Annotated in this window: 21 protein-coding genes; 10 read left to right on the top strand and 11 right to left on the bottom strand. The window is 61.9% G+C overall.

Annotation, left to right across the window (positions count from 1 at the left end; translation table 11 throughout):
* Nucleotides 1-61 precede the first annotated feature (61 nt).
* Nucleotides 62-652, top strand: a complete 591-nt coding sequence (locus BW995_RS19070; protein ID WP_076402030.1) for a hypothetical protein — start codon at nt 62-64, stop codon at nt 650-652.
* Between the two features lie 117 nt (nt 653-769).
* On the opposite strand, the gene BW995_RS19065 is transcribed toward BW995_RS19070, so the two are convergent.
* Nucleotides 770-1,396 carry a LysE family translocator gene (locus BW995_RS19065; RefSeq protein WP_217696148.1) on the bottom strand — a complete coding sequence of 209 codons (627 nt, stop codon included), beginning with the start codon at nt 1,394-1,396 and terminating at the stop codon, nt 770-772.
* Between the two features lie 100 nt (nt 1,397-1,496).
* Here BW995_RS19065 and BW995_RS19060 point away from each other — a divergent pair, with 100 nt between their 5' ends.
* Nucleotides 1,497-2,855, top strand: a complete 1,359-nt coding sequence (locus BW995_RS19060) for an aminotransferase-like domain-containing protein (RefSeq protein WP_076402028.1) — start codon at nt 1,497-1,499, stop codon at nt 2,853-2,855.
* Here the strand turns inward: BW995_RS19060 and BW995_RS19055 are convergent.
* From BW995_RS19055 to BW995_RS19035, 5 genes are all read right to left on the bottom strand, one after another.
* Nucleotides 2,809-4,491, bottom strand: a complete 1,683-nt coding sequence (locus BW995_RS19055; RefSeq protein ID WP_084195001.1) for a putative transporter — start codon at nt 4,489-4,491, stop codon at nt 2,809-2,811. The two genes, BW995_RS19060 and BW995_RS19055, sit on opposite strands and share 47 nt — an antisense overlap.
* 482 nt (nt 4,492-4,973) lie before the next feature.
* Complete coding sequence (locus BW995_RS19050; RefSeq protein WP_076402027.1) at nt 4,974-5,975, bottom strand: glycosyl transferase family protein; 1,002 nt, start codon at nt 5,973-5,975, stop codon at nt 4,974-4,976.
* 13 nt (nt 5,976-5,988) lie between these two features.
* On the bottom strand, nt 5,989-7,413 hold the full coding sequence (locus BW995_RS19045; RefSeq protein ID WP_076402026.1) for a cryptochrome/photolyase family protein: 1,425 nt from the start codon (nt 7,411-7,413) through the stop codon (nt 5,989-5,991).
* 32 nt (nt 7,414-7,445) lie between these two features.
* Nucleotides 7,446-8,147, bottom strand: a complete 702-nt coding sequence (locus BW995_RS19040; protein WP_076402025.1) for a hypothetical protein — start codon at nt 8,145-8,147, stop codon at nt 7,446-7,448.
* A gap of 10 nt (nt 8,148-8,157) precedes the next feature.
* Nucleotides 8,158-8,586: an HIT domain-containing protein gene (locus BW995_RS19035; protein ID WP_076402024.1), complete on the bottom strand. Its 429-nt coding sequence runs from the start codon at nt 8,584-8,586 to the stop codon at nt 8,158-8,160.
* Between the two features lie 296 nt (nt 8,587-8,882).
* On the opposite strand from BW995_RS19035, the gene BW995_RS19030 reads away from it, so the two are divergent.
* On the top strand, nt 8,883-10,730 hold the full coding sequence (locus BW995_RS19030; protein ID WP_076402023.1) for a HAMP domain-containing histidine kinase: 1,848 nt from the start codon (nt 8,883-8,885) through the stop codon (nt 10,728-10,730).
* Between the two features lie 18 nt (nt 10,731-10,748).
* Here BW995_RS19030 and BW995_RS19025 read toward each other — a convergent pair whose 3' ends face one another.
* Entirely contained in the window at nt 10,749-11,081 is a 333-nt protein-coding gene (locus BW995_RS19025; protein ID WP_076402022.1) for an STAS domain-containing protein, read from the bottom strand.
* A gap of 324 nt (nt 11,082-11,405) precedes the next feature.
* Here BW995_RS19025 and BW995_RS19020 point away from each other — a divergent pair, with 324 nt between their 5' ends.
* The 6 genes from BW995_RS19020 (at nt 11,406) to BW995_RS18995 (ending at nt 16,763) form a co-directional block, all read left to right on the top strand.
* Nucleotides 11,406-11,597, top strand: a complete 192-nt coding sequence (locus BW995_RS19020) for a hypothetical protein (protein WP_076402021.1) — start codon at nt 11,406-11,408, stop codon at nt 11,595-11,597.
* A 479-nt stretch (nt 11,598-12,076) separates the two neighbouring features.
* Nucleotides 12,077-13,207 (top strand): type III PLP-dependent enzyme, encoded by a 1,131-nt coding sequence (locus BW995_RS19015; protein ID WP_076402020.1) that lies wholly within the window; start codon nt 12,077-12,079, stop codon nt 13,205-13,207.
* 68 nt (nt 13,208-13,275) lie between these two features.
* Entirely contained in the window at nt 13,276-13,848 is a 573-nt protein-coding gene (locus BW995_RS19010; RefSeq protein WP_076402019.1) for a GNAT family N-acetyltransferase, read from the top strand.
* A 171-nt stretch (nt 13,849-14,019) separates the two neighbouring features.
* Nucleotides 14,020-14,727, top strand: coding sequence for a phosphatidylserine decarboxylase (locus BW995_RS19005; RefSeq protein ID WP_217696147.1), 708 nt, complete (start codon nt 14,020-14,022; stop codon nt 14,725-14,727).
* A gap of 6 nt (nt 14,728-14,733) precedes the next feature.
* The gene (gene pssA, locus BW995_RS19000; RefSeq protein ID WP_076402018.1) at nt 14,734-15,543 is read left to right on the top strand and encodes a CDP-diacylglycerol--serine O-phosphatidyltransferase; all 810 of its coding nucleotides are present in this window, start codon (nt 14,734-14,736) and stop codon (nt 15,541-15,543) included.
* A gap of 32 nt (nt 15,544-15,575) precedes the next feature.
* The gene (locus BW995_RS18995; protein WP_322099134.1) at nt 15,576-16,763 is read left to right on the top strand and encodes an ArsB/NhaD family transporter; all 1,188 of its coding nucleotides are present in this window, start codon (nt 15,576-15,578) and stop codon (nt 16,761-16,763) included.
* A gap of 300 nt (nt 16,764-17,063) precedes the next feature.
* Here BW995_RS18995 and der read toward each other — a convergent pair whose 3' ends face one another.
* The 4 genes from der to BW995_RS18975 all read right to left on the bottom strand — a co-directional run bounded on the left by der (nt 17,064) and on the right by BW995_RS18975 (nt 22,339).
* On the bottom strand, nt 17,064-18,470 hold the full coding sequence (der, locus tag BW995_RS18990) for a ribosome biogenesis GTPase Der (RefSeq protein ID WP_076402017.1): 1,407 nt from the start codon (nt 18,468-18,470) through the stop codon (nt 17,064-17,066).
* Between the two features lie 50 nt (nt 18,471-18,520).
* Nucleotides 18,521-19,903, bottom strand: coding sequence for an outer membrane protein assembly factor BamB family protein (locus tag BW995_RS18985; RefSeq protein WP_084194999.1), 1,383 nt, complete (start codon nt 19,901-19,903; stop codon nt 18,521-18,523).
* Nucleotides 19,904-19,971: 68 nt separating this feature from the next.
* Nucleotides 19,972-20,658, bottom strand: coding sequence for a DUF2659 family protein (locus BW995_RS18980; RefSeq protein WP_175617131.1), 687 nt, complete (start codon nt 20,656-20,658; stop codon nt 19,972-19,974).
* Nucleotides 20,659-20,788: 130 nt separating this feature from the next.
* Complete coding sequence (locus BW995_RS18975; RefSeq protein ID WP_076402015.1) at nt 20,789-22,339, bottom strand: CYTH and CHAD domain-containing protein; 1,551 nt, start codon at nt 22,337-22,339, stop codon at nt 20,789-20,791.
* Nucleotides 22,340-22,543: 204 nt separating this feature from the next.
* Between BW995_RS18975 and BW995_RS18970 the strand changes: the two genes are divergently transcribed.
* Nucleotides 22,544-23,722: an SPOR domain-containing protein gene (locus tag BW995_RS18970; RefSeq protein ID WP_175617130.1), complete on the top strand. Its 1,179-nt coding sequence runs from the start codon at nt 22,544-22,546 to the stop codon at nt 23,720-23,722.
* The last annotated feature ends 406 nt before the right edge of the window (nt 23,723-24,128 follow it).

The following is a 24,128-nucleotide window of genomic DNA, read 5'->3' as shown; positions in this document are numbered from 1 at the left end:
GCGCTGGTCTAAGCCTATACTTGGGGAACGGCTGGTCCTGGGGGCCATTGCCGTTCTCGCCGTGGGCATTTTGCTGGTGGCGACGCCCCGGTTGATTGCCGGTGGTCTGTTGGCACTGGCGCCGGGGGTGCACAGTTCTCTGGCCTATCCCTCGGCTGAAGAGCGTCCGAAGACGAGAGTTTGGCTGGATGCGGCGGCTGATATTGCTCCGCTGCCCGACATTGCCTTTTATCAAACCCTGATTGCCCGTCTTGATCATGACGCAGACGAAGCACAAGCCCTCGAACGCCTGCTGAAGGTCTCGCCGCTGCGCCCGGACGAGTGGAACCGTCTGGCGCGTCTGCGGTTGTCCTCCAACCCGCAGCAGGCGTTGCAGGCATGGAAAGTGTCTGTGTTCAGTGGGCGGGTGTATCCACCGATCATGGCTGATCGTCTGGAGGTTGGCTTACAGCTTTCTGCGCTGATGTCTGCTGATGAGCAGAGTATTCTGCGCGACCAGATCCGCCTCGCCTATGTACTCCGCCCAGCCCATGTGCAGCAAATGCTGGCCAGGTCGGCGAACAAGGGCTTTGCTCCCTTGGTGACCGAGGTTATAGCCGGGCTGTCCGAGGCTGATATTGCCGCGATGGTGCGGATTCACGCCCTGCATTAGAGCATTTTCAAGTTGACCGTCTCCGGTCAACGGCTCGGAAAATGCGGCACTAAAAGGAAAGAGCGTTTTCGCTCGGTGTGAAAACGCTCTAAATATCAAATCAATGGGATCCGGGGCCTAGACCACCATCCGCACCGACAACACGATCAGCGCGATCCCCATCAGCCAGCGCTGGCAGACCAGCCAGACGGGCCGCCCGGACAGCCCGCGGGACAGCGGTCCAGCTGACAGAACCAGCGACAGGTTCACCGATACACTGATCAGAATCTGCACCGTCCCCAGCAGCAAACTTTGCTGCAACACGCTGCCGCGCGCTGGGTCAATGAATTGCGGCAATAGCGAGACATACAGCACGGCAATTTTCGGATTGAGCAGATTGGTCAACAGCCCGGTGATGAACAACCGGAGCGGCGTTTCAGCCTGCACATCCTGCCGCACCGCCAGCACGTTGCGCCCACCGGGCTTCAATGCCCCCCAGGCCAGATACAGCAAATAGGCGGCCCCGGCGAGTTGAACCGCCCGGTAGGCATGGGGAACGGCCAACAGCAGTGCGCTGACCCCAAACGACGCCGCCAGCATGTAGACGACAAAGCCGGTCGCCACCCCCAACAGGGAGACCACCCCCGCCGCTCGGCCCTGACAGAGCGAGCGGGTCAGCAGATAAATCATGTTCGGGCCGGGCGTCAGCACCATACCAAGGGCAAGGGCCGCAAAGGCACTCAGGGAAGCAAGCGGAACCATCATCGTTCTCCGGGGGAATGGATATGGCTCATCGCGATGGCCCATGCAGGGTGCCTTCTGTTATCCTCTCGGTGCAATATGAACATTGCTCTCGGTGCAATATATGATCGCTGACTACCTGACCCTTGCCGATTCACTGGCCGCAGAGATTGCCAGCGGCCAGCTCGCCCCCGGTGACCGTTTGCCGCCACAGCGCGACTTTGCCTATCAACGTGGTATTGCCGCCTCGACCGCCAGCCGGGTCTATGCCGAGCTGCGCCGTCGGGGTCTGGTCACCGGCGAGGTTGGTCGCGGCACCTATGTGCGCTCGGCTCTGGCGCAGTCGCATCCGGCGCTGACCGAACCCAGTCCGGCCGCGCTGGATCTGGAACTGAATTTTCCCCTGCTGCCGCATCAGGGGCACACCATTGCCGCCGCCCTGCACCGCGCCCTGCGCCCCGATACCATCCACCATGCCCTGAAGCCAATCGGAGCCACCGCCACCCCACAGGCGCGCACCATCGCCAGCCGCTTTCTGGCGCGGGGAGGCTGGCAGCCCGCAGCGGACTCCCTCGCCTTTACCGGCAATGGTCGCCAAGCCATCGCTGCCGCACTGGCCGCCATCGCCAACCCCGGCGAGCGCATTGGGGCGGAAGCCCTGACCTATCCGGCCCTGCAAAGCATTGCGACCCAACTGGGGATCACTGTGGTTCCCTTGGCAATGGACCAGTACGGCGTCCTGCCCGAAGCCATCGCTCAGCACCAGCAGACAGCACCGCTCAAAGGGCTGTATCTGCAACCCTGCCTGCACAATCCACTGGGAATCAGTATGGACCCGGCGCGCAAACAGGCCATCGCCAACCTGTTGCACGCGACCGGCTTGCCAGCCATTGAGGACGCCACCTATGGCTTCCTGACCGATGATCCGCCGCTGGCCGCCTTCGCCCCGCAGCAGGTGATCTATGTGGAAAGCTTTTCCAAGCGGATTGCCCCCGGATTGACCCTCGGGATTGTCTCGGCTCCGGCGGCGATTGCTCCCCGCCTCCATCACAGCATCCGCGCTGGCGGCTGGTCCGCTGCCGGAGTTCCATTGGCGGTGGCCTTGCAGGTGATCGGCGATGGCACCGCAGAGAGCATCAGCCGGGAAAAACGGCAGGATGCCCGTGACCGTCAAGCGATCGCCCGGCACTGTCTGGCAGGCTTGTCATGGCAGGCCGATCCTCGGGCCTATCATCTGTGGCTGCACCTGCCTCCGGGCTGGCGAGCAGAGGCACTGGTCGAAACCGCTGCCCGGCACGGGATGGCGCTGCTGCCCGCCAGCGCCTTCACCCTCAGCAACCACCATGCGCCCCCTGCGGTGCGGCTGGCACTGTCGGCCCCGCCGCAGGATCAGTTGCGGGCGGGGCTGGAAACACTGCGCCGTCTGATTGCGACGGCTACAGACTGCCCATCAGGATCAACACCATCACCTGCGGGGCAATGATGCGCAGGCACATCACCAGCGGATAGACGGTGGCATAGGCCAGCGACGGCGCTTCGGACGGAGCCACCGCATTGGCAAAGGCCAATGCCGGAGGATCGGTCATCGACCCGGCCAGCAAACCGCAGATGGTCAGATAATTCTGCTTGCCAAACAGCCGGGCGCACAACCCCACCACCAGCAAGGGCAACAGGGTGATCAGCGCCGCCCACATCATCCAGTGCAGTCCTTCGCCGTGGACCAGCACCTCAACGAAATGTTCGCCGGAATTCAATCCAACCACAGCAAGGAACAGCACAATCCCGATTTCACGCAAGACGTGGTTGGCACTGGGCGGCATGAACCAGACCAGCGGCCCCAGATGCCCCACCCGCGACAGAATCAGCGCCGCCAGCAACGGCCCGCCCGCCAGCCCCAGCTTCAGGGCTGCCGGCATACCGGGAATGGCCAGCGGGATGGAGCCCAGCAGCACGCCCAGCGCGATGCCGATGAAAATCGGCATGATCTGGGCCTGTTGCAGCAGTTTTTCCGAATTTCCCAGCACACTGGTAACGTGCCGGATGTTGGGCGGGCTCCCGATGACGGTCAGGATATCCCCAAACTGCAAATGCAGATGCGGGCCGGGAACCAGTTCGATCCCGGAACGAACTAGCCGGGATATAACGATATCGTATCGAGTCAGCAGGTCCAGTTCCCCCACCGACTTGCCGAGAACGTGCGAATTGGTCACCACCATCCGTTCCCAGCGCACGTCTTCATCCATCGCCTTCAGGTCGGCATCAGCGGCTTCTTCGCCCAGAATCAGCCGGGCAGCCCGCAGCTTTTCCGGCGTCCCGACCACCAGCACCACATCGCCGGTGTGCAACAAGGTGTCAGGGTGCGGGATTTCGACATGGCCCTCGGTGCCTTGCCGCAACACCCGGCTGACCACCACCCCCAACTGCTCGACCCCCGGCATGTCCGACAGCCGCAGGCCGTCCAGATTGGGATTGGTCAGGCGCACGTTCAGGGTGTCGATCCGGGCCGTTTTTGACCGTCGGGCCTGCTCAAAGGCCTCGGCCTCGGCCTCGGGATTGGCGCGAAAGACCAATTTTACCACCGCCATCGAAATCAGGATACCGGCGATGCCAAACGGATAGGCCACCGCATAGCCCATCCCCGGCAGGGTCAGGTCTTCGCCGGTTACGCCAATCTGCCCCAACATCTGCTGTCCGGCCGCCAGTGACGGGGTGTTGGTCACCGCCCCGGAAAACAACCCCAACACCACCGGCACCGGAATGTCGGCCAGCCAGTGAACGCCCAGCGCGGTCAGAACCCCCAGCACCACAATCAGCGCCGCCCAGCCATTGAGGGCAATCCCTGCCTTGCGCAGACTGGAAAAGAACCCCGGCCCGACCTGTACGCCAATGGTATAAACGAACAGGATCAGGCCGAATTCCTTCAGGAAGTCCATCACCTCATGGTTGCCGCGCATGCCCAGCGATCCCAGAAAGATGCCGGCAAACAGCACCCCGCCGATCCCCAGTCCGACGCCCTTAATCTTCAGATTTCCCAACGCCAGCCCCAGCGTTGCGGCTAGACACAAGGCCAGCAACGCCTGAACGATGGGATTAAAGCCGGTCAACAGCTGTCCGAGCACGCGTCTTCCCCCCTAGAGCATTGTGCGAAAAGTGAGAACCGGTTTTCGCAAAAACAATGCGGCACGAAAAACCTGCATTGTGCGAAAAGTGGGAACCGGTTTTCGCAAAAACAATGCGACATAACAAAAGCTTAGACCAGCGTGCCTGCATCAGGTCACAGTAGACGACAGTAAGAAAACAAGGACGTGGAGCGCTGCTCCACACCTCGCTGGGGCCAGTCGGCCCCAGACCCCATTCCTTTGATCATAAAAGAGAAAATGGGGGTTCGGGGCCTCAGGCCCCGAGAGGTTCGGGCGGCAGCCCGCTCTTGTTTTCAAACTGTCGTGTACTGTGGCATCAGGTTCAACGCACGCCAAGCCCCCGAAAGGCATTACATGCTGCAGTGCAGAATGCAAGCTTTACCCCAGACCGACAAGAGAGCAACCAAAAGGGTAACCATCTTGTCATCTTGAAACCGTCGGCTTTTTTCCGGGGGCCGCTATCAGGCCACGGGGCGCTCCGGCCGCTCCGCCCACATTGTTTCCGCCATCGCTTGCGCTTCTGACTGACTGGCCGCGCGCCCGGTCAGGTGCAGCACAATGGCCATGGTGCCGGTGATGGTCGCTTCGGCATGGGGATCGCTCTGCCCCTGCCAGACGGCCAGCAGGCGGCCAAGGTCCATCACCTCATCCTTGGGGGGAGTGATAGCGGTCAGGGCGGGCCATTCGTCCTCACAGGCCAGCTCGCCATCAACACGATAGACCGTACAGGGCTTGTGCGGACGACGCTCGACCTCGCCGCCCTCGCCCTTGAAAATCGCCACTTTGGGCTGTCCCAGCAGATGGGCGGCCTGCTGGTGAACCGGCAGATAGGGGGGATGGGTCACCGCCAGAATCTGCGCCGGAGCATCAAAGATGTTCAGCTTGCGCCCGACGGTGTGCAGCGGCGAGCGCACGCCCAAAATCTGGCGCAACTCCATGATCTCGTGCAGGCGGGGACTGATCGCAGGCAAGGTGACATAGGCGAAATTGTGCTGTTCCAGCGCGGCAGCGGCCTGTTCCAGACTGCCTGCCGTCGCCACTCCCAGCGCCACCAGAGCCTCGCTGGTATAGACCCGGCCAGCGGTATGGTGTTCCGCCCCGTGCATGAAAATCCGCACCCCCTGCGCCGCCAGCGCCAACGCCGCCAGCAGGAACCACGGCAGTTGCCGCGCCTTGCCCGCCCAACTCGACCAGTCGAGATCAACCGGCGGGCGCTGTGTCGGCACGCTCAGCTCGGCCCGGATGCCCCGCACGAACCCGGCCACTTCCTCCGGCGTTTCGGTCTTCACCCGCATCAGGCACAGAAAGGCCCCCAGTTGCTCGGGGCGAACCTCGCCCCGCATGATCATCCGCACCGCCGTTTCGGTTTCTTCGCTGGTCATGGCCCGCGACAGGTTCGGTCCTTTGCCCAGAATACGGACAAAAGCCGCAAAGGGATGCTCGGCAGGGGTGGTTCCGCTCATCGGCAGGATATCCTTACACAGTATCTGGATCAGGTTTCAGGCTGGCCAGCGCGGCCAGCGCACGGTCACGGGCGGCCCCATGGTCCAGCATCGGCAGGGGATAGCGGCGGCGGGTGCTGGCGGCGGCAAACAGGTCATCGCCCGGTGCGGCGGACTCTGGCACCCAGCGCCGTTGATAAAGGCCATCGGAGTCAAACTTTGCCGCCTGCAATGACGGATTGAACACCCGGAAATAGGGAGCGGCATCGGCCCCACAGCCGGATACCCACTGCCAGTTTCCCGGATTGTTGGCCGGACAGGCATCAACCAGCGTGTCCCACATCCATTCTTCGCCCCATTGCCACGGCAACAGCAGGTCCTTGACCAGAAACGAGGCGACGATCATCCGGACGCGGTTGTGCATCCAGCCGGTCTGCCACAGCTCGCGCTGACCGGCATCGACAATGGGAAAGCCGGTCAGTCCGCGGCACCAGCGCTGAAACTCCCGCTGGTCATCGCGCCACGGAAAGCGGGTAAATTCGGGCTTCAGCGGCACGGTTGCCATCTCGGGCCACTGGAACAGCAGATGATGGTTGAACTCCCGCCAGCCGACTTCCCGCAAAAACGGCATGCCGTCGGCCCCATGCAGGGCGATCACCGCATCCCACAGGCGGCGGGGAGACAGTTCTCCAAAGCGCAAGTGCGGCGACAGGCGCGAGGTCGCCGGTTGCGCCGGAAAATCGCGCTGACTGCCATAGCGGGCGACCGATCCCTGTAAAAAGGCATCAAGGCAGCGCCGTGCCCCGGCCTGCCCCGGCTGCCAGCTCTTCCGCAGCCCCCCGGCCCAGTCGGGCGTGCTCGGCAAAAGGGCCAGACTGGCCAGCGTCAGCCCACTGATCACCGGGGCAACACCGGGCCCCAGCGCCTCTGGCTCGGGCAGCGGGGCTTTTGGTTGGTGATGCTGAGACAACGCCTTCCAGAACGGCGTGAACACCCGGTACGGCTGACCACTGCCAGTCAGGATTTTGTCCGGCTCGACCATCAGTTCACCGCCACCGGCCAGCAGGGGGCAGCCCAGCGGCTCCAAAGCCTCGCGCGCGGCGGCCTCACAGCGGCGCAGGAACGGCGTCTGGCCACGGTTGCACAGCACTGCCTGCACGCTGCCTTGCCGCACCACATCGGCCAACTGCTGCCGCAGGTCGCCTTGCCGCAGGACCAACGGGACTCCCAACCGCTGCAAATCATCGGCCAATGCCGCCAGACTGTGATGCAGCCACCAGCGGCTGGCCCCGCCCAGAGGGCGCGACCACAGGGCTTCGTCCAGAATGTAGACCGCCGTCACCCGGCCATTGTGCTGGCGAGCCAGCCGGATGGCTTCGGTCAAGGCCGGATGGTCATCGGTGCGCAGATCATCCCGCAACCAGACCAGCGCGTGATAGGGGGCAAGGGACGTTGACATGGCGTGTGCTCGTACAAAAAGAGAAAGCAGGCCTATTTCCCGGCCACCGGCTTCAGACTGTTCAGGATGCCTTCGGCTTCGTCCAGAGTCTGCGGAAATTCGACGCTGGTTGCGGTGTACTGCCACAGGTGCAACACCGGGGCAAACGGGCTGGGCAGGAACACCGCCCATTGCTGCAACGGCAAGCCGTCGCGCATGAACTCGGTGACGATCTGCCGCCCCATGATCACCCCGGTTCCCACATCCCAGCGGAACGGCTTGTCGCGCAGGACTTTCGAGCCGGGGGCCTGCGCTTTCAGTTCGGACAGATAGCGGTCGGCCAGCATGGTGACTGCCTTTTCTCCGCTGACCGGCTGCGGCTTTGCCGCAGCCTTGCCCGCAGGCTTGCCGCTCGCCGGAGTGGTCGGAAAGGGCAGGTTCAGAATGAATACCGAGGTCAGCGCCGAAGCCCGGTCTGAGGGAGGCGTCAGCGACACCCCATAGGCCTGCGGCGTTCCGCGTGTCCATGCAGACGGGTAATCAAGGCGATAGCCGTAATGGGGCTCGCCAAAGCTGCTCCAGCCCTGCTGCACAGGATTCACCGGATCAGCCGACAGCGGGGCGCTTTCCAGTTTGGTGTTGCTTTCTTCCGGTGTCACCAGACGCCCGGCCAGCGCCGGAGCACTCCCCCCGATCGGGGCCGCGATCAGGGCCGCCCCCCAGCACAGGGCAACCAGGGAACGAAACGCTCGCATGACCGTCCCCTTACGGCTTGTGGACCGGCGGGCGCGGCGGGGTCATTGCATCACGCAACATCCGCAGGGTATGAGACAGGGTTGCCTGATCATAAGGCTCCGCCGGGGCATGCCCCCACACCGGGTTCGGCCACGCCGGATCGGTCTTGAACCGGGCAATCACATGGATATGCAGTTGGGGGACCATGTTCCCCAAGGCCGCCGTGTTGATCTTGTCGGCGTTGGTGGCATGACTGAGCAAACGCCCGGCCAACGCCATTTCATGCATCACCCGCGTGCGGTCATCCGGGGCCAGCTGGTGCAGTTCGCTGAGATCCGCCCGCTGCGGCACCAAAATCAGCCAGGGATAGGTCCGGTCATTCATCAGGCGCACCTGACACAACGGCCAGACGGCAACTTCGATGGTATCGGCAGCAAGACGGGGATGAAGGGTGAACATGCACAGGCTCCGGAAAATCCTCGGGAATGCGGTGCAGTGTGGCCGAGGCGGGCCCGATTGTCACGCAGGACCAGCGCAGCACCGGGGGAAAGAAACAGATTCAGACTCCCCATAAAACAGCAAACCGCTATAGTTCCATTGCGTTTTATCGCCGTTCCCGCGACGTTTTCCATTGCCCTGTGTCGCGGGAACGGCGACACAGGGGACATGAAAGACCGCTTTCGCAGAAAGCCGGAAGAGGTCTGTTGTCTGTGTGCGTATTGATGCCTGAGCAGGGGCCTGAGTAGGGGTTTGGTATGAGTCAGTGGATGACGGCCAGTTTGTCGCGCAAGGTGGTCGCCGTGGTGGCGGCCGTTCTGGCTGGCGCCTCGCTCGTCTTTTTGTTGTTGTTCGTCAGCCTGTATCGCGCAGAACTGGAAGTCGAACGCAGCATGGCGTCGGAACGGATCAACCGCCTGCTCCAGGCATCACTGGAAAATGCGATGGTCAAGCGCGATCTGGATGGTCTGCGGGCGATCATCTCGCATCTGGGGGAGCTGGACGGAATTTCCGGGGTGATGATTCTCAACCCGGACAAGGAAGTTCGCTTTGCCTCGGACCCGACCCTGCTGGGGCAGGTGATGGGCGAAGAAACGCTCGACGCCCATACCCGCTTTACCAGCAACGAACATGGCCGCGAAGTCCTGCGCAGCGTCAACCCGGTGCACAACAAGGAAGTCTGCCAGCAATGCCACGGCGACATTGCCGATAATCCGGTCAACGGTGTTCTGTTTGTCGATTACGACGCCGACGCCCTGCGCGGTAAAGCGATGAGCACGGCGCTGACGCTCGGCGCATCCGGGGTGGCAGTCCTGATGCTGGTGCTGGCCCTGCTGACCTGGAGCCTGCGCCGGATGGTGGTCGCCCCGGTCAGCCGCCTCAGTCAGGCCAGCACCCGGCTGACCGCAGGAGATCTGACCGTCCGCGTCCCGGTCCACGGTGAGGATGAACTGGCCGAGCTTGGCCGTTCCTTTAACAAAATGGCTGCAACGCTGGAACAGTCGATGGCAGCCCTGCGCCAGCGCGAAGAATTCCAGCAAGCCCTGATCGACGCCATTCCCGATGGTGTGCGGGTGATTGACAGCGGCTATCAGGTGGTGGCGGCGAATGCCGCCTATGCCCAGCAGGTCGGGGCCAGCCGGGGCAGCGACGTGGTGGGATTGCCGTGTTATGCGTCCAGCCATCACCGCGACGGTCCGTGCCCGATCACTCTGGTCACCTGTCCACTGCATGAGATCAATGCCAACGGCGACGCGATCAAGACCGTTCACCAGCACATCCGCGCCAACGGTGAACCGTTCTTTGTTGAAATCTCGGCCGCCCCGATGACCATCCGGGATGATACCGGCCAGCCCCGTACACTGATCGTCGAAGCCATTCGCGACATGAGCGCCGATGCCGAAATCAGCCATGGGCAACGGCTGTCTGAAATCGCCCAACTGGCGACCGGCGTGGCGCATGAAATCAGGAATCCGCTGGTGGCCATCCGCATGGCGCTGGAAGGCATCCTGCGCAAGGGCGGACTGGTTGATGGCGGCACTGTACACGAACCGGCAACGCTGGCGCGCTACCTGTCGCTGGTTCTGGGGCAGATCGAAAGCTGTATCGGCGTTTCCGAACGCCTGCTGAACCTGACTCACTTCCCCGCCGAAGGACCGGAAGTGGTCGATGTGCGGGCGGCGCTGGAAGACGCCATTGCCCTGCTGACCTACGAAGCCTCGGTTGACGGTATCACCGTCATCGCCGACCTGCCCGACAGCGGAACTGCGGTGCTCGCCACCGGCTCGGAAATCCGCATGCTGGCGGTCAACATGATGCAGAACGCCTTCCACGCCATGCCGAACGGCGGCAGCCTGACGGTTTCGGCAACGGTTTCCAACCGACAGGTCACCCTGTCCTTCAAGGACACCGGGGTCGGTATTCCGCCCGACGTCATGAGCCGGATCTTTGATCCTTACTTCACTCGCCGTGCCGATGGCGTCGAAGGCACCGGGATGGGGCTGACCATCTGCAAGAACATCGTGGAATCCTATGAAGGAACGATTTCGGCAGACAGCGAGCCTGGCAAGGGCACAACCTTTACCATCACCTTCCCCGAGGCCTGACGCCGGTCAGGTATATAGTCAATGGATCAGATGCAGACCTTCAGGACCATTGCTGATGGTCAGCGTCTGATCAAGGCCGATCTGCTTCATCAGCAACAGCGGGCCGGGTTGCGGGCAGTTCAGCCGCAGTTCCAGCCCCTGCCGGGCCAGCCGGTCGCGCAGGGCCAGCAACAGACCGGCGCCAGCGGTATCGAGGGATTCGACCCCGGTCATGTCGAGAATGACATCATTCCAGCCTTGCAGGGACAGTTCGACAAAAGCAGGCAGATAATCATTCATGGTGGCCATGGTCAGATCGCCGACCATGATGGCAATCACTTCGGCTCCGTTGGGAACGATCTGGATGCTCATCGGTAACCTCGCCTGATAAGTTGTTTTGCCAACGAACAAAGCAAGGGCCATACCAGAATTATTTGTTGATATATTTCAACATGTTGAAGAAATAGCATTCCTGACAACAGGCAGGATGTCATGCAAAACGCATTTTTGCAGCGAGTCCGGAACTCCGTTGATGCATTTTGCAAATCGGCAAAGTCTCCCTTGCCGAGCCGCTGAAAATATGGCTCTGCTCGCTCGTCCCTGACCGGTTCAGCGGGCAAGGCGCACCCCCGCCAGAGTCAACACACGGTGCGAGCGGGGATAAAATGGCAAAAAAATATCAGAAAGGGTGATCACATGACTTCCATTCCCTCTCCGTCCCCGCTCCGTCGTCGCCTGCTGGAAGCCTTGCTGGTGCTGGTCCTGCTGGGTGTGGTGTCGGCTGCAACGCTGGCCGTACTGGACGAGCGGCTGAGTCAGGCGGTTGTTTCCTTGTTCCATAAGGAAGCCGTCACGGAAACCGCCCCGGCCGCCCCGGCAAAACCATAAAAAGACATGTGATCATATTGTCTTTTTCCGCCGGTTCGGAGGCCGGAAAGAGGCAAAAATTTCATTTGCGCTCCCCGTCGATTGGGACTAAATCAGCCGCAGACCGTATTCGCACGTGCCCGTGGTCACCACGCAAATGGCTCTTCCGGCAAGGAAGGCAGGTGGCTTAAAGCAACGACGTAACGCGGCTTTTTTGGTCTCTGTCGGCGTTCCAACCGTTGGCGTTACTGAAGAGGCAACTTTACTTCTTTGCCAAGCGTGCGGGCGGGCTCTCCGTCCCGAAAAACCACGCGCTTCCCTTTGCCGGATGTCCGGCACGGCAGGCGTGGCCACGAACAGCAAGCACTTCAGCCTGTACCTGTCGGCATCGGAGCCGATGGGGTCCGGGACGGCAGCAACGCCTCCACCGGTTGCTGTGTCGTCTCTGGATGGCATCTCCGCTTGACCCGAACACACTCAAGCCAAGGGACTGTGCAGCCATGACGGACCGTATCCGCGAATTCCTCGACACCCGCCACACCGAAGGCCCCTGTCTGGTGGTCGATCTCGATGTCGTTCGCAGCAACTACCTCGCTTTTGCCAACGCGCTGCCGGACACCCGCGTGTTCTATGCCGTGAAGGCCAATCCGGCTCCGCAAGTGCTGTCCCTGCTGGCTCAACTCGGTTCCTGCTTTGATACCGCTTCGGTGCCGGAAATCGACATGGTGCTGGCCGCCGGTGCCACCCCGGACCGCATTTCGTTCGGCAACACCATCAAAAAGGAACGCGACATCGAACGCGCCTGGATGATGGGTGTCACTCTGTTCGCCTTTGACTCCGAAGCCGAGCTGCTGAAGATCGCCCGCAGCGCGCCGGGATCGAAAGTGTTCTGCCGCATCCTGTTCGACTGCGAAGGCGCTGAGTGGCCGCTGTCGCGCAAGTTCGGCTGCGTGCCGGAGATGGCCGTTGACCTGCTGGAAAAGGCCCAGCGTCTGGGCCTGAAGCCGCATGGTGTGTCGTTCCACGTCGGTTCGCAGCAGCGCAACCCGCAGGTCTATGACCGGGCGCTGACCCTTGTCGCCGGTATTTTCCGTGATCTGGCCGAGCGTGGCATCACCCTGAAGATGGTCAATCTGGGCGGCGGCTTCCCGGCCCGCTACCTGAAGGACATCCCGGCGGTGCAGACCTATGGCGAAGCCATCTCGACCTCGCTGCGCAAGCATTTTGGCAACGACCTGCCGGAAACCATCATCGAGCCGGGCCGGGGCATGGTCGGCAACGCTGGCATGCTGCAGGCCGAAGTGGTGCTGATTTCCCGCAAGGCCGAAGACGAAGCCGTGCGCTGGGTTTACCTCGATATCGGCAAGTTCGGCGGTCTGGCGGAAACGATGGACGAAGCCATTCGCTATCCGATCCACACCAGCCGCGATCACGATGAAAAGGCCGCCTGCATTCTGGCTGGCCCGACCTGTGATTCGGCGGACGTGCTGTACGAAAAAGAACCCTATTTCCTGCCGCTGTCGCTGGAAATCGGCGACAAGGTGCTGATCGAAGCCACCGGAGCCTATACCACCACCTATTCGGCGGTGGCCTTTAACGGCTTTGCTCCGCTGCAGGCGTTCTTCATCTGATTTTCCGGTCATCCTGAGGCCAGCCCCGGCTGGCCCTTGCAGGGAGCGGGGATAGCCCCCGAAAACCCATGATCACTCTCGGCCATGAAACCGAAACCGATGTCGCCCAGATCGAAGCCCTGCTTGATCTGGTGTTTGGTGCCGAAGAACGCCTGCGCAAGACCTGTCAGCGCCTGCGTGACGGTCAGAAACCTGCCGACGGGCTGGCGCTGGTCCTGCGCGATGGGGATCGTATCGTCGGCACCCTGCGCTTCTGGGACCTGCTGATCGGTGGGCAGACCCGCGCCCTGTTGCTGGGGCCGCTGGCGGTTGATCCGTCGTTGCAGGGCACCGGACTGGGCAGCAAGCTGATGCGCCACGGCCTGAATCTGGCCGCGGCCCGCCATCATCAGGCGGTCATTCTGGTCGGTGACGAGCCTTATTACCGGCGCTTTGGCTTCCAGACCCACTATATGGGCAACGTCGATCTGCCCGGCCCGGTCAATCGGGACCGCTTCCTTGGTCTCGAACTGGTCGAAGGCGCTTTGGCCGATGTCTCCGGCATGGTCGCCCCGCTCGAACCGACCCTCGGTCTGCCCTGTGGCATGCTGTTTGACCCGGAATTCGATCCGGCGCTGGGGCTGGGCTGGACCCTCGCCTGACGCTTTTCCATTCGATCGTTACCAAAAGGGCGTCCGGTCACCGACGCCCTTTTTTGCTGCCAACAGTCCGCCAAATACGAGCGAATACGGGCAAAATGACCGAAAATGTCTTCCCGATACCGCAGGCTGCGACTATGCTCCGGCAATTGTAGCGTTTATGGAAGAAAGACAGTGAAGGTTATCCAGATTTCTTGGCGGCGTTACATGGTGCCGCCCCTGCACGAAGAAGGTCCGCGTTTTCTGGCCATCTTTTTGGTGCTGACTGTCCTGCTGGCCTGGATCTGGTTGCCGCTGGTGGTGGTTGGCGCCCTGCTGACCGTCTGGTGCTTCTTCTTTTTCCGCGACCCGGTCCGCTATGTCCCGACCCGCCCCGGTCTGGTGGTGACCCCGGCCAGTGGTGTGGTGCAGATGATCGGCCCGTCGGTTCCGCCGCCGGAACTGGAGATGGGCGAGCAGCCGCTGACCCGTATTTCGGTGTTCATGTCGGTATTTGATTGCCACGTCAACCGCATTCCGGTCGGCGGCGAAATCGTCAAGGAAGTCTATCGTCCGGGCAAATTCCTCGACGCCAGCCTCGACAAGGCCAGCGAACAGAACGAACGCCAGTCGGTGCGCCTGCGCACCGATGATGGCCGCGAGATCGCCTTTGTCCAGATTGCCGGGCTGCTGGCCCGTCGCATCCGCTGTGACATCAAGGCCGGGCAACGTCTGGCCACCGGCGACCGCTTTGGCCTAATCCGCTTTGGCTCGCGCGTTGACATCTATCTGCCGCCGGGAACCAACCCGCTGGTGGTGCTGGGACAGAACTGCGTTTCCGGGGAAACGATCCTTGCCGACCTGACCAGCGACGAAGCCGAGCGCGACGGAAAAGGGATCTGATACACCATGCCAATGATGCTTCCCGGCCAACGCGGGCTCAAAACGCTGTCCTTCAACAAGATGATCCCCAACATGGTCACCTTGTTGGCGCTGTCGGCGGGGTTGACCTCGATCCGTTACGGGCTGCGCGACGAATGGGAACGGGCGGTGATCGCCATTTTCCTCGCTGCGCTGTTCGATGCCATGGATGGCCGGGTAGCGCGCATGCTGAAGGCAACCAGCAAGTTCGGTGCCGAGCTGGACTCCCTGTCCGACTTCATCAGCTTCGGGGTTGCTCCGGCGGTGTTGCTGTACATGTGGACCCTCAGCGATGCCGGCGGCTTTGGCTGGGCCCTGTCGCTGTTGCTGGCCATCTGCTGCGCCCTGCGGCTGGCCCGGTTCAACACCATGCTGGGCGAACCGGACCTGCCCGGCTGGGCCCACAACTATTTCACCGGCGTTCCAGCCCCGGCCGCCGCCGGGCTGGCGCTGTTGCCGATGGTCCTGTCGTTTGAATTTGACGGCGGGTTCTTTGAAAAGCCCGCCGTGGTGGCCTTTTTTGTGCTGCTGGTGTCGTTCCTGATGGTCAGCCGGTTGCCGACCTATTCCTTTAAACGGGTCCGTATCCCTGCCTTGTGGGTTCTGCCCACCCTGATCTGTGTCGGTATTCTGGCAGCCTTTCTGGTCACCGAACCGTGGGCAACACTGGGCGTAATCGGGCTGGTCTATATCGGGACATTCCCGTTGTCCTTCCGCTCGTTCCATCGCCTGTCTGCCCGTGCCCGTCAGGAAGCCGCCGGCACGGACACGACCGATCAGCCTGCCACCGGGGCCTGATCCTGACCGCTTTCATCCTGGGTGCCTTCATCGTGACCTATCTGGGGATGGCCGTTGGCCGGTTCCCCGGGTTGCGTCTGGACCGCACCGGCATTGCGCTGGTGGCGGCGGTTGCGCTGGTCGGCCTTGGTGCCATTTCGCCGCCGGCAGCGCTTGCCGCCATCGACTTTCCCACCCTGTTGATCCTGTTCGGGCTGATGATCCTGTCCGCCCAGATCGCTGAAGCCGGTTTTTATGACTGGTGCGCCGACCGGATGGCAAAAGTCCACGGATCACCAGCAGCCGTTCTGGCTTTGGTGGTTGCGATTGGGGGTGTTCTGGCCGCCCTGCTGTCCAACGACGTGGTGGTGTTTGCCATGACGCCGCTGCTGTGCCTTGGCATTCAACGCCGGGGACTGGACGCCCGCCCGTTTGTGCTGGCACTGGCCGCCGCCGCCAATGCGGGGTCTGCGGCAACCGCGATTGGCAATCCACAAAACATCCTGATTGCGCAGGCCGGGTCTCTGGAGTTCGGCCCCTTTATCGCCGTTTGTGGCCCGCCGACCGTGCTGGCGCTGGCTGGGGTCTGGCTGGTCATCTGGCTGGGGTGGAAAAACCGCTGGCACACTCCCTGTGTTGCTGAGGGCCATGCCATCGGCACGCCGCAGCTTGATCGCTCGATGATGATCAAGGCGACAGTGGCAACCATAGTGCTGCTGGGCCTGTTTCTGACTCCGGTTCCGCAGGCGATCAGTTGCACCCTGATTGCCGCCGCCCTGCTGATCAGCCGCCGCCTGTCCAGCCATCGCGCGCTGGCGCTGGTGGACTGGCATCTGCTGGTGCTGTTTGCGGCCCTGTTCATTGTTACTGGTGCCCTTGGGCAAACTCCGGTCCCCGGCCAGATTGTCCAGGCAGCCCAAGCCATCGGACTGGATTTGCAAACCCTGCCCGGACTGGCCGTTGTCTCCCTGATTGGCTCTAACACCATTGGCAACGTACCGGCAGACATGATGCTGCTGGCCCTGTTTCCACAGGCTCCGACGACATGGCTACACGGTCTGGCGCTGCTGTCCACGTTAGCGGGCAACCTGCTGCTGACCGGCAGCATGGCCAATCTGATTGCGGTTGAACGTGCCGCATCCTGCGGGATCACGGTCAGCTTTACCGACCACGCGCGTAGCGGTGTGCCCCTGACCTTGCTGTCGTTTGCAGTTGCCCTCGGCTGGCTGGCGATGGTTTAAAAAGGACGCCGAGCGCTGCCCCATGACTCTGTTTTCCGTCTGTCATTATCGTGATACGAACCATGCCCATGTCTCTAGACCAGCGTGCGTTAAATCAGACGCCACGGTACACGACAAAAACAAAAAGCTCATGGAGCGCTGCTCCAAATCTCGCCGGGGCCTTTAGGCCCCGGACCTCATTAATTTGATATTGAAAGAGAAAATGGGGTTTTGGGGGCATCGCACCCAAACGGGTATGGGCGGTAGCCCATCTCCCTGCAATGAACAACGGGCGACTGTTGCCAGTCGCCCGTATGTTTTTTAATCCACGTAAGGGTTCTTCGGCTTGCGCAGGTGAATGCGCAGCGGCACCCCGTCCAGACCAAACACATCGCGCAGCCCGTTGACCAGATAGCGCATATAGCTTTCCGGCAGTTCGTCGGGCTTGGAGACAAAAATGGCAAAGGTCGGCGGACGGGCCTTTACCTGGGTCATGTAGCGCAGCTTGATCCGGCGCTTTTGCTTGGACAGCGGCGGCGGATGGCGGGTGATCATTTCGTCCAGCCAGCGGTTCAGGCGCGAGGTCGGCACGCGCGCGTTCCACAGGCTGTGAATTTCAAACACCGCTTCCATCAGGTCATCGACGCCCTGATTGCGCAGGGCCGACAGGGTGACGGTCGGAATACCACGCACCTGCGGCAACGAGGTTTGCAGGCGGTCGCCCAGACGTTGCAGCGATTCCGCCCGGTCGATGGCGGCATCCCACTTGTTGACGGCGATCACCAGAGCGCGGCCTTCTTCCAGCACCAGTCGGGCGATGGTCAGGTCCTGCTTGTCGAGCACCATGTTGGCGTCGAGCATCAGCACCACCACTTCGGCCATGCGGATCGAGTTCAGCGTATCGGCCACCGACAGCTTTTCGAGGCTTTCCTCGACCCGCGAGCGGCGACGAATCCCGGCGGTATCAACGATCTTGATCGGGCGGCCACGCCATTCGTATTTCACGGTGATGGAGTCACGCGTCACCCCGGCTTCGGGGCCGGTCAGCATGCGGTCTTCACCAAGCAGGCAGTTGACCAGTGTTGACTTGCCGGTATTCGGACGACCGACGATGGCGACATGCAGCGGACGGTCCGGCGGCGGCGGGATCACCACTTCATCGCCTTCGTCGATGTCGGGGATTTCTTCCGGCTCGGGGGTAAAGCCGAACTCGTCGTCTTCGTCGTACGGCAGTTCCTTCGAATAGGGCAGCAGGGCGGCCAGCAGGTCGCCCAGACCCAGCCCGTGTTCGGCGGACAGCGGGATCGGATCCCCCAGGCCCAGCCCATAGGACTCGTACATCCCCTGATCACCGGCTTTGCCTTCGCACTTGTTGGCAACCAGAATCACCGGGGTCTTTTGACGGCGCAGCAACTGGGCGAAATGTTCGTCCATCGGGGTCAGGCCCGCGCGCCCGTCAATCAGGAACAGTGCCACGTCGGCTTCGGCCAGGGCGCGTTCCGTCTGCTGGCGCATGCGGCCTTCGAGGGTCTCGGGGCCGGAAACTTCCAGACCGGCGGTGTCGATGACCTCGAACTCCAGCCCCAGCAGCGAGGCCGGAGCCGACCGCCGGTCGCGGGTCACGCCGGGCATATCGTGGACGATAGCCAGCTTGCGCCCGATCAGGCGGTTGAACAGGGTCGATTTCCCGACATTGGGGCGGCCAATAATGGCGACGGTAAAGCTCATGGCACTCTATCTAGGGGAAACGAGGGAAACGGGGGTGAGGCGGCGATGCCTTACCGGAAAGCGAGGATATCGGCTGCATCGTTCAGGAAGTAAAGGGTGTTGTTGGCCACCGCAGGCGGCAGGGTGATGCCGTCCGATACGGAAACCTTGCCCAGAACAGAGCCATCATAGGGTGACAGGGCAAACAATTCACCGTTCGAGCCGGTCACGATCAGGCGGTCAGAGGCAAGGGTCGGGCCGGTCCACAGGATGCGGCCGGTGTGCTCTTCGGGGTCTTTCCACTGGGCAAGCTGATGAACCCACAGGATTTTACCGTTGGTCGTGTCGATGCAGACCACCTCGGCATCGGTGGTGACCGCATAGAGGAATTTCCCGGCGAGCCATGGCTGTGACAGGCTGGACAGCTCGACTTCCCAGGCGCGGTCGCCGGTGCGCAGGTCGATGCTGACCATTAGACCGGAATGGCCGATGACATAGACCCGATTGTTGTCGATGACTGGACGGGCGCTGATGTCAGACAGATTGGCCGCCGAATCGGTGCGACGGGCGGCAATCACGGTATCTGACCACAAGGGCAGACCGTTATCGACGCGCAGGGCGGCGATTTCACCGGAGGTGTAGGGCATCAGCACCACGCCGTTATCGACCGCCGGAGCCGGGCCGGTCAGCAGGGTGGTTGCTTCTTCGACCCCGGCATGGGTCCACAGGATGCGGCCATCGGAGGCGGCCAGTGCCAGACCCTTGTTATCGACGGTGACGACGAACACCCGGCCACCGTTGACCGCCGGAGCGGCGCGCATCGGCGACGGAACGGTCGTCTGCCACAGGGTCTTGCCGGTCTTGGGATCAAGGGCAAACACCTCGGCAAAACCGGTGGTGACGTACAGGCGGCCATTATCAATGGCGACCCCACCACCCAGAATGGACTCGTCCTCGTCGTAATCGGGGGCGAGGTCAACGGACCACAAGGTTTTTCCGGTTTGGGCATCAAGAGCCGAGACTTCGGCCGAGGAGTCGATGACGTACAGCACGTTATCGGCCACGACCGGTTCGCTCATCAGGCGGTTCCGTTTGGCCGTTCCATTGCCGACGTTGGTGCTCCAGACCTTCTTCGGCACGGCATTGACGACCATGTGCTGCATGGCATGGTGGCTATACCCTCCGGCCTGCGGCCAGGAATCGTTCGGTTCGGGCGCGGGCAGGTGGATGGCATCGGTGCTGGCGTCATTGGCCGGCTTCAGGTTGCGGTCATGTTCCAGAATCGAGACGCGGGTGCCGGGCAGCGGCGGGTCTTCCTTGCCACCGAACCACTCCCCGCCACCACAGGCGCTGAGAGCGGTAATCATCGCCAGGGCCGATGCGAGGCGAACCACCCGACCGGATGCACGGCGGGACGAGGAAACCACAGGCGGGAAAACGAACGGAGAGGTCATGGTCGAAAGATACCCCTGAGTGGGCCTCAGCCCTCGGCAAGACGGTCGGTGTCAGCAGGGTTGCGGCGTTACTTCGCCGCCGGCGTGCTGTCCAGGCTTTGCAGCAGGATGTTGGCACGCGAGCGGATACCCTGCGGCGTGCTGGCATCATCCACCAGATCCTGCAACAGCTTGCGGGCATCGTCGCTCCGGCCTTCCTTCAGGGCGAGCAAGGCCTGCACCTGACGGGCGGAGTGGTCAAACGGCAATCCCGGAGCGGCCAGCGGGGTGATCAGGGTATTGATGTCATCGCTGCTGACGCCGTTGTCCATCCCCAGCAAGGCATAGCGCAGGGCGGCAACAGACCGCAGGATGGTATCACCCTTACCGGTCGCAATGCCTTTATAAATGGCCAGAGCGTCGCTGGTCTTGCCGTCCTTTTGCAGAAGGACGGCCCGCTGGATCTGGGCCAGAGCAACCGCGCCGTCATTGCCCTTGCTGGCGAGGGCGGTCAGGGCAGTCAGGGCATCGGCATCCTTACCGGCATCGGCCAGGGTCAATGCCTGCTCATAGGTCTGGGCATCGGCCATGTGCTGGTGCGATTGCCATGCTTTCCAGCCCTGATACCCGGCAACAACCGCGACCACCAGCACGGAAACAGCAATGGCAACAGGCCCATACTGTTTCCAGAGCTTGTGCATTTGCTCATGGCGGAGCTCTTCATCGACCTCGCGGAAGAGGGCTTGCTGCTGGGGATCAGGAATGTTGTCAGCCACGGGAAACCTCTGTGGTTTAGGACGCATGTCGGATCGCAAAGGCATACGGACGGCCCTGCGAAGCCGCTAACCATAGAGCCAGGCGCTTCGCAAGGCAACCTCAAGAGAAAGGCCAGGAAAATACAGTCTGTTAATGCCAGAATGGCTCTTGCTTCTGGAACTGCTTCCAGCTTTTCCCGCAGTCCTTGATGGTGTCTTCCATCCGGGCCTGATGCCATCCGATCACCGCCCCACAGGCCAGCGTCAGGTCAGCCGGGCCTTCCTGCGCGATGGCTGACAGTTTCTGGCGGGCGACGGCGGCGTCATTGATGGCTCCCAGATGCTCCTGCAGATCGGACAAGGTAGCGTTGAAGTCCGCTTGTTTCTTTTCACTGAACAGGGAGGAAAAGAACTCGCAGGTGTAGCGCAGTTTTTTGACTTCGATCCGGACCGCATGGCGGGCCAGACTGTCCAGCGTGCCAAAATGCTGACCCGCCCGCAGAACGCTTTTCAGGCGATGGTCCAGCAATTGGCGGGCAAAGGGACGCAGGGAGCCATTGAGGATGGCCTGCTGTTCCGGGGCGTCCGGGGTGAGCCAGTCGCCATTTTCCAGCCAGGCGGCCGCATGCAACAGGGTCTGGCCGCTGCGCGGGGACTCCAGCGCCTCAAGGGCCCGCTGATAGGCCAGCTCGCGGCGGTGGCTGATCAGGCTCTGGAGGGGGGAAAGATCGATGCCATCCCCCAGCGCGACCGCCGCCGGGGCTAGAATTTCATCGGAAAAGACATCCAGATCGCGGGCATCGCCCAGCTCTCCGGCCAGCCAGCGCAGGTCGTCCTTCACCCGCAGGCTGTGCGGGGAGCCCAGAACCGGCTTGAACACACTGAGCGCCGAGCGGAAGCGGCGGAGGGCAACCCGCATCTGATGAACGGCCTCGGGGTGACGCAATCGCCGCAACAGGGGCTCGTTCAACAGGGCGTGGCCCAGACAGGCCTGTCCGATGGACTGCAGGGCCTCGGCCACCGTGTCGTTTTTTTTCAGGGCAGGAGCACTGCCTTTCTGGGCGCGGGACGGGCGAGGCCGGGCCAGGGCATATCCCCGCTCAGCCTTGCTGAGCACGGAAATTCGGACCGGCAAACCTTCGGTCAAAGTCAGGGCGGCGTGGTACAGGTCGCGGGGTTCACCGTGCTTGAGCTCCAGTTCCACTTCGCAAATGGCCTCGCTGTCGGTCGAGGTGGTGCCGTGGGGGCGGATTTCGCCCTGATCAATGGTCAGCTCGATTTGCCACGAGGGGGATTCTTCCGGGGCACTCAGCAGCCAGACCGTGCGCTTGAAATCAGTGGTGAACAGCGGCCGGACAGCGGCAAGAACCGGTGCCGACAACGAGGCCAGCGGCGTTTCTGCCAGCAGGGAAACATCCAGTGCTTCCCCGGCCACCGGCCATTCCCATTCCGGGCGGGAGAAATGAGCGCCCTGATGATCACCTTTGGTTTTGACCGTCTGGAAAAACTGCGTTCCGTTCCGGCGCAGGCGCAAGGCTGCCTTTTGACGGGCCAGATCACAGTCAGGGGTATCGTAATAGGTATTATAGAGGTGCAAGGATTGGGCGCGCCCCTGCTTGTGGGTTCGCACAAAGGGGTGACGACGAAGACGTTCCAGAGCAGCAAGGGGAAGCTCCAGCTTGAGTTCGACTTCGACATGCATATCAGGCTCTCCTGTGCGTTTGCGCCTTTTGGCAGTAGGGGCATTGTAGCGGGCAGTGCGCAAAACAAGTGTGACAATTGCGGCTAAGGCGCTAAATTCTAGCAAGTTCTTAACTCTTGGAACGCCAGACTATGCTGTGACCCTTGTGGGGCAGTTGATGGAAAAGGGACCGGAAGAATGCGGCAGGATCGGTTGGTAAAGCCCATGCGGGCAGCGTTCACGGCATCGTTGTTGATGGCCGGGACGGTGATGCTGAGTGGCTGCCTGCAAACCTTGCCGATTCTGGAAGCCGGGCAGGGCCTGCAGAGCACCCAGCCGAACGGGCAATACTATATCAATCAGGCGATGGCCGGGCTGGCGTTGGGCGACTACCGCTATGCCGAGCAAATGAGCGATCAGGCTCTCGCCGCCGAACCAGCCAATCCGGTCGCCTTGCTGGCCGCCGGGGCGATCTATCAAAAGACCAATCGGCAGGGGGAAGCCCGCAGTGCCTATCAGGCGGCGGCGTCGGTGCCCAATGGTGTTTCCATCCCTGGCGATCTGTGGGGGTTGAACGGGACCTATCCGGTACGGGATATCGCGCGGCATGCTTTGGCTCAGATTGATGGGCAAAGCCTGAATACCAGCACGCCGGTGGCTGTTCCGCTGGCTCCGATGGCGGTTGGGAATGCCATGGGACGCCATGCGATCCTCAAGGCGTTGCGCGATCGCAACCTGATTACCCCCGAAGAATATGAACCCCGCCGTTCGGCGCCGGTGCCGTCAACGATGCGGGGGCCTGTCCCCAGCGTGGACGAAGTGGCCGACCGCCTCGAGCAATTGTCGCAAGCCTATGCAACCCGCAACATGTCGGCAGAACAGCATGCGGCAGAGCGTGAGGTTATCCTCGACAGTCTGGTCCCTGATCCGTCGGGGCATACGGATGACGGGTTGGGTGTGACCAGCCGCAAGGCTGTACCCACGCCGCCCAAGCCCCCCGAGGCTGCCAAGCCGCCAGCCGAGAACAAACCCGCCGAGGCCAAAAAGCCCGAACCTCCCAGCGGGAGCGATGTGGGGGTGCAGAATCCAAATGCGGTTCTGCGTTCCGGGCGCGACCCGCTGCAGATCATTCCTTATGACGGAAAGACGGTGAATGGAGGCGGGGCGTCGGTGCAATTGGCGACTTTCCATTCGCGTGACGGGGCCATGAAGGGTTGGGAGAACCTGAAAAACAAGTTTCCTGACCTGAAGTCCCTGCAACCGCGCATTTCGACGGATAGCGATGGCGAACAAGGAACCATTTTCCGTCTGAATGCCGGACCTCTTCCCGATATGGAGGCTGCCAAGGCCTTGTGCGGAAAGCTGAAAGAGCAATTCTGCGAGGCGGTGATGCTGGGGGGATGAGCAAAAAAGTGACAAGACCATGAAAAAAAGTCTTGCGCTGTCCCGGATGTCTGGATAGGTTCTGTTCCTCGGCGGCGTTCGCTGCCTCTTCGATCTTCCTCTGATCGGTATCGCCATCCAAAACGCTTCGGCGTCGGCGACTGGTCGTCTCTGGTTTCTGCCTATTGGCGGTGCTGAAGAAAAAAGAAAGATTGATGAAAAAAAACCGGTTGACAAACTGCTGATGCAGCGGTAGAAACCACCTCCCGCTGACGGGGAGCTTCGAGAGAGGCAAACGGTCAAGGAATTCAGGGCCTTCGGGGCTCGCCGGCAACGGTTCGCTGTTTGACATCGTAAAGAGACGGAAGGGATGCGTGGGCGGTTGCTCGATCAGTTGAGCAGTTGTCGCACACATCCTTAAGCCAAG

This window comes from Insolitispirillum peregrinum, from assembly GCF_900156605.1.
GTDB lineage: Bacteria > Pseudomonadota > Alphaproteobacteria > Rhodospirillales > Rhodospirillaceae > Insolitispirillum > Insolitispirillum peregrinum.
This window is presented reverse-complemented; position numbering and strand designations above follow the sequence as displayed.

Excerpts from the sequence above, each read along its gene's own strand:
- BW995_RS19040 (WP_076402025.1), bottom strand. The coding sequence starts at position 8,147 with ATGCGAGCGTTTCGTTCCCTGGTTGCCCTGTGCTGGGGGGCGGCCCTG.
- BW995_RS19035 (WP_076402024.1), bottom strand. The coding sequence starts at position 8,586 with ATGTTCACCCTTCATCCCCGTCTTGCTGCCGATACCATCGAAGTTGCC.
- BW995_RS18985 (WP_084194999.1), bottom strand. The coding sequence starts at position 19,903 with ATGACCTCTCCGTTCGTTTTCCCGCCTGTGGTTTCCTCGTCCCGCCGT.
- BW995_RS19015 (WP_076402020.1), top strand. The coding sequence starts at position 12,077 with ATGACGGACCGTATCCGCGAATTCCTCGACACCCGCCACACCGAAGGC.
- BW995_RS19065 (WP_217696148.1), bottom strand. The coding sequence starts at position 1,396 with ATGATGGTTCCGCTTGCTTCCCTGAGTGCCTTTGCGGCCCTTGCCCTT.
- BW995_RS19025 (WP_076402022.1), bottom strand. The coding sequence starts at position 11,081 with ATGAGCATCCAGATCGTTCCCAACGGAGCCGAAGTGATTGCCATCATG.
- BW995_RS19060 (WP_076402028.1), top strand. The coding sequence starts at position 1,497 with ATGATCGCTGACTACCTGACCCTTGCCGATTCACTGGCCGCAGAGATT.
- BW995_RS18975 (WP_076402015.1), bottom strand. The coding sequence starts at position 22,339 with ATGCATGTCGAAGTCGAACTCAAGCTGGAGCTTCCCCTTGCTGCTCTG.
- BW995_RS19050 (WP_076402027.1), bottom strand. The coding sequence starts at position 5,975 with ATGAGCGGAACCACCCCTGCCGAGCATCCCTTTGCGGCTTTTGTCCGT.
- BW995_RS19030 (WP_076402023.1), top strand. The coding sequence starts at position 8,883 with ATGAGTCAGTGGATGACGGCCAGTTTGTCGCGCAAGGTGGTCGCCGTG.
- BW995_RS19010 (WP_076402019.1), top strand. The coding sequence starts at position 13,276 with ATGATCACTCTCGGCCATGAAACCGAAACCGATGTCGCCCAGATCGAA.
- BW995_RS19020 (WP_076402021.1), top strand. The coding sequence starts at position 11,406 with ATGACTTCCATTCCCTCTCCGTCCCCGCTCCGTCGTCGCCTGCTGGAA.
- BW995_RS19045 (WP_076402026.1), bottom strand. The coding sequence starts at position 7,413 with ATGTCAACGTCCCTTGCCCCCTATCACGCGCTGGTCTGGTTGCGGGAT.
- pssA (WP_076402018.1), top strand. The coding sequence starts at position 14,734 with ATGCCAATGATGCTTCCCGGCCAACGCGGGCTCAAAACGCTGTCCTTC.
- BW995_RS18970 (WP_175617130.1), top strand. The coding sequence starts at position 22,544 with ATGCGGGCAGCGTTCACGGCATCGTTGTTGATGGCCGGGACGGTGATG.
- der (WP_076402017.1), bottom strand. The coding sequence starts at position 18,470 with ATGAGCTTTACCGTCGCCATTATTGGCCGCCCCAATGTCGGGAAATCG.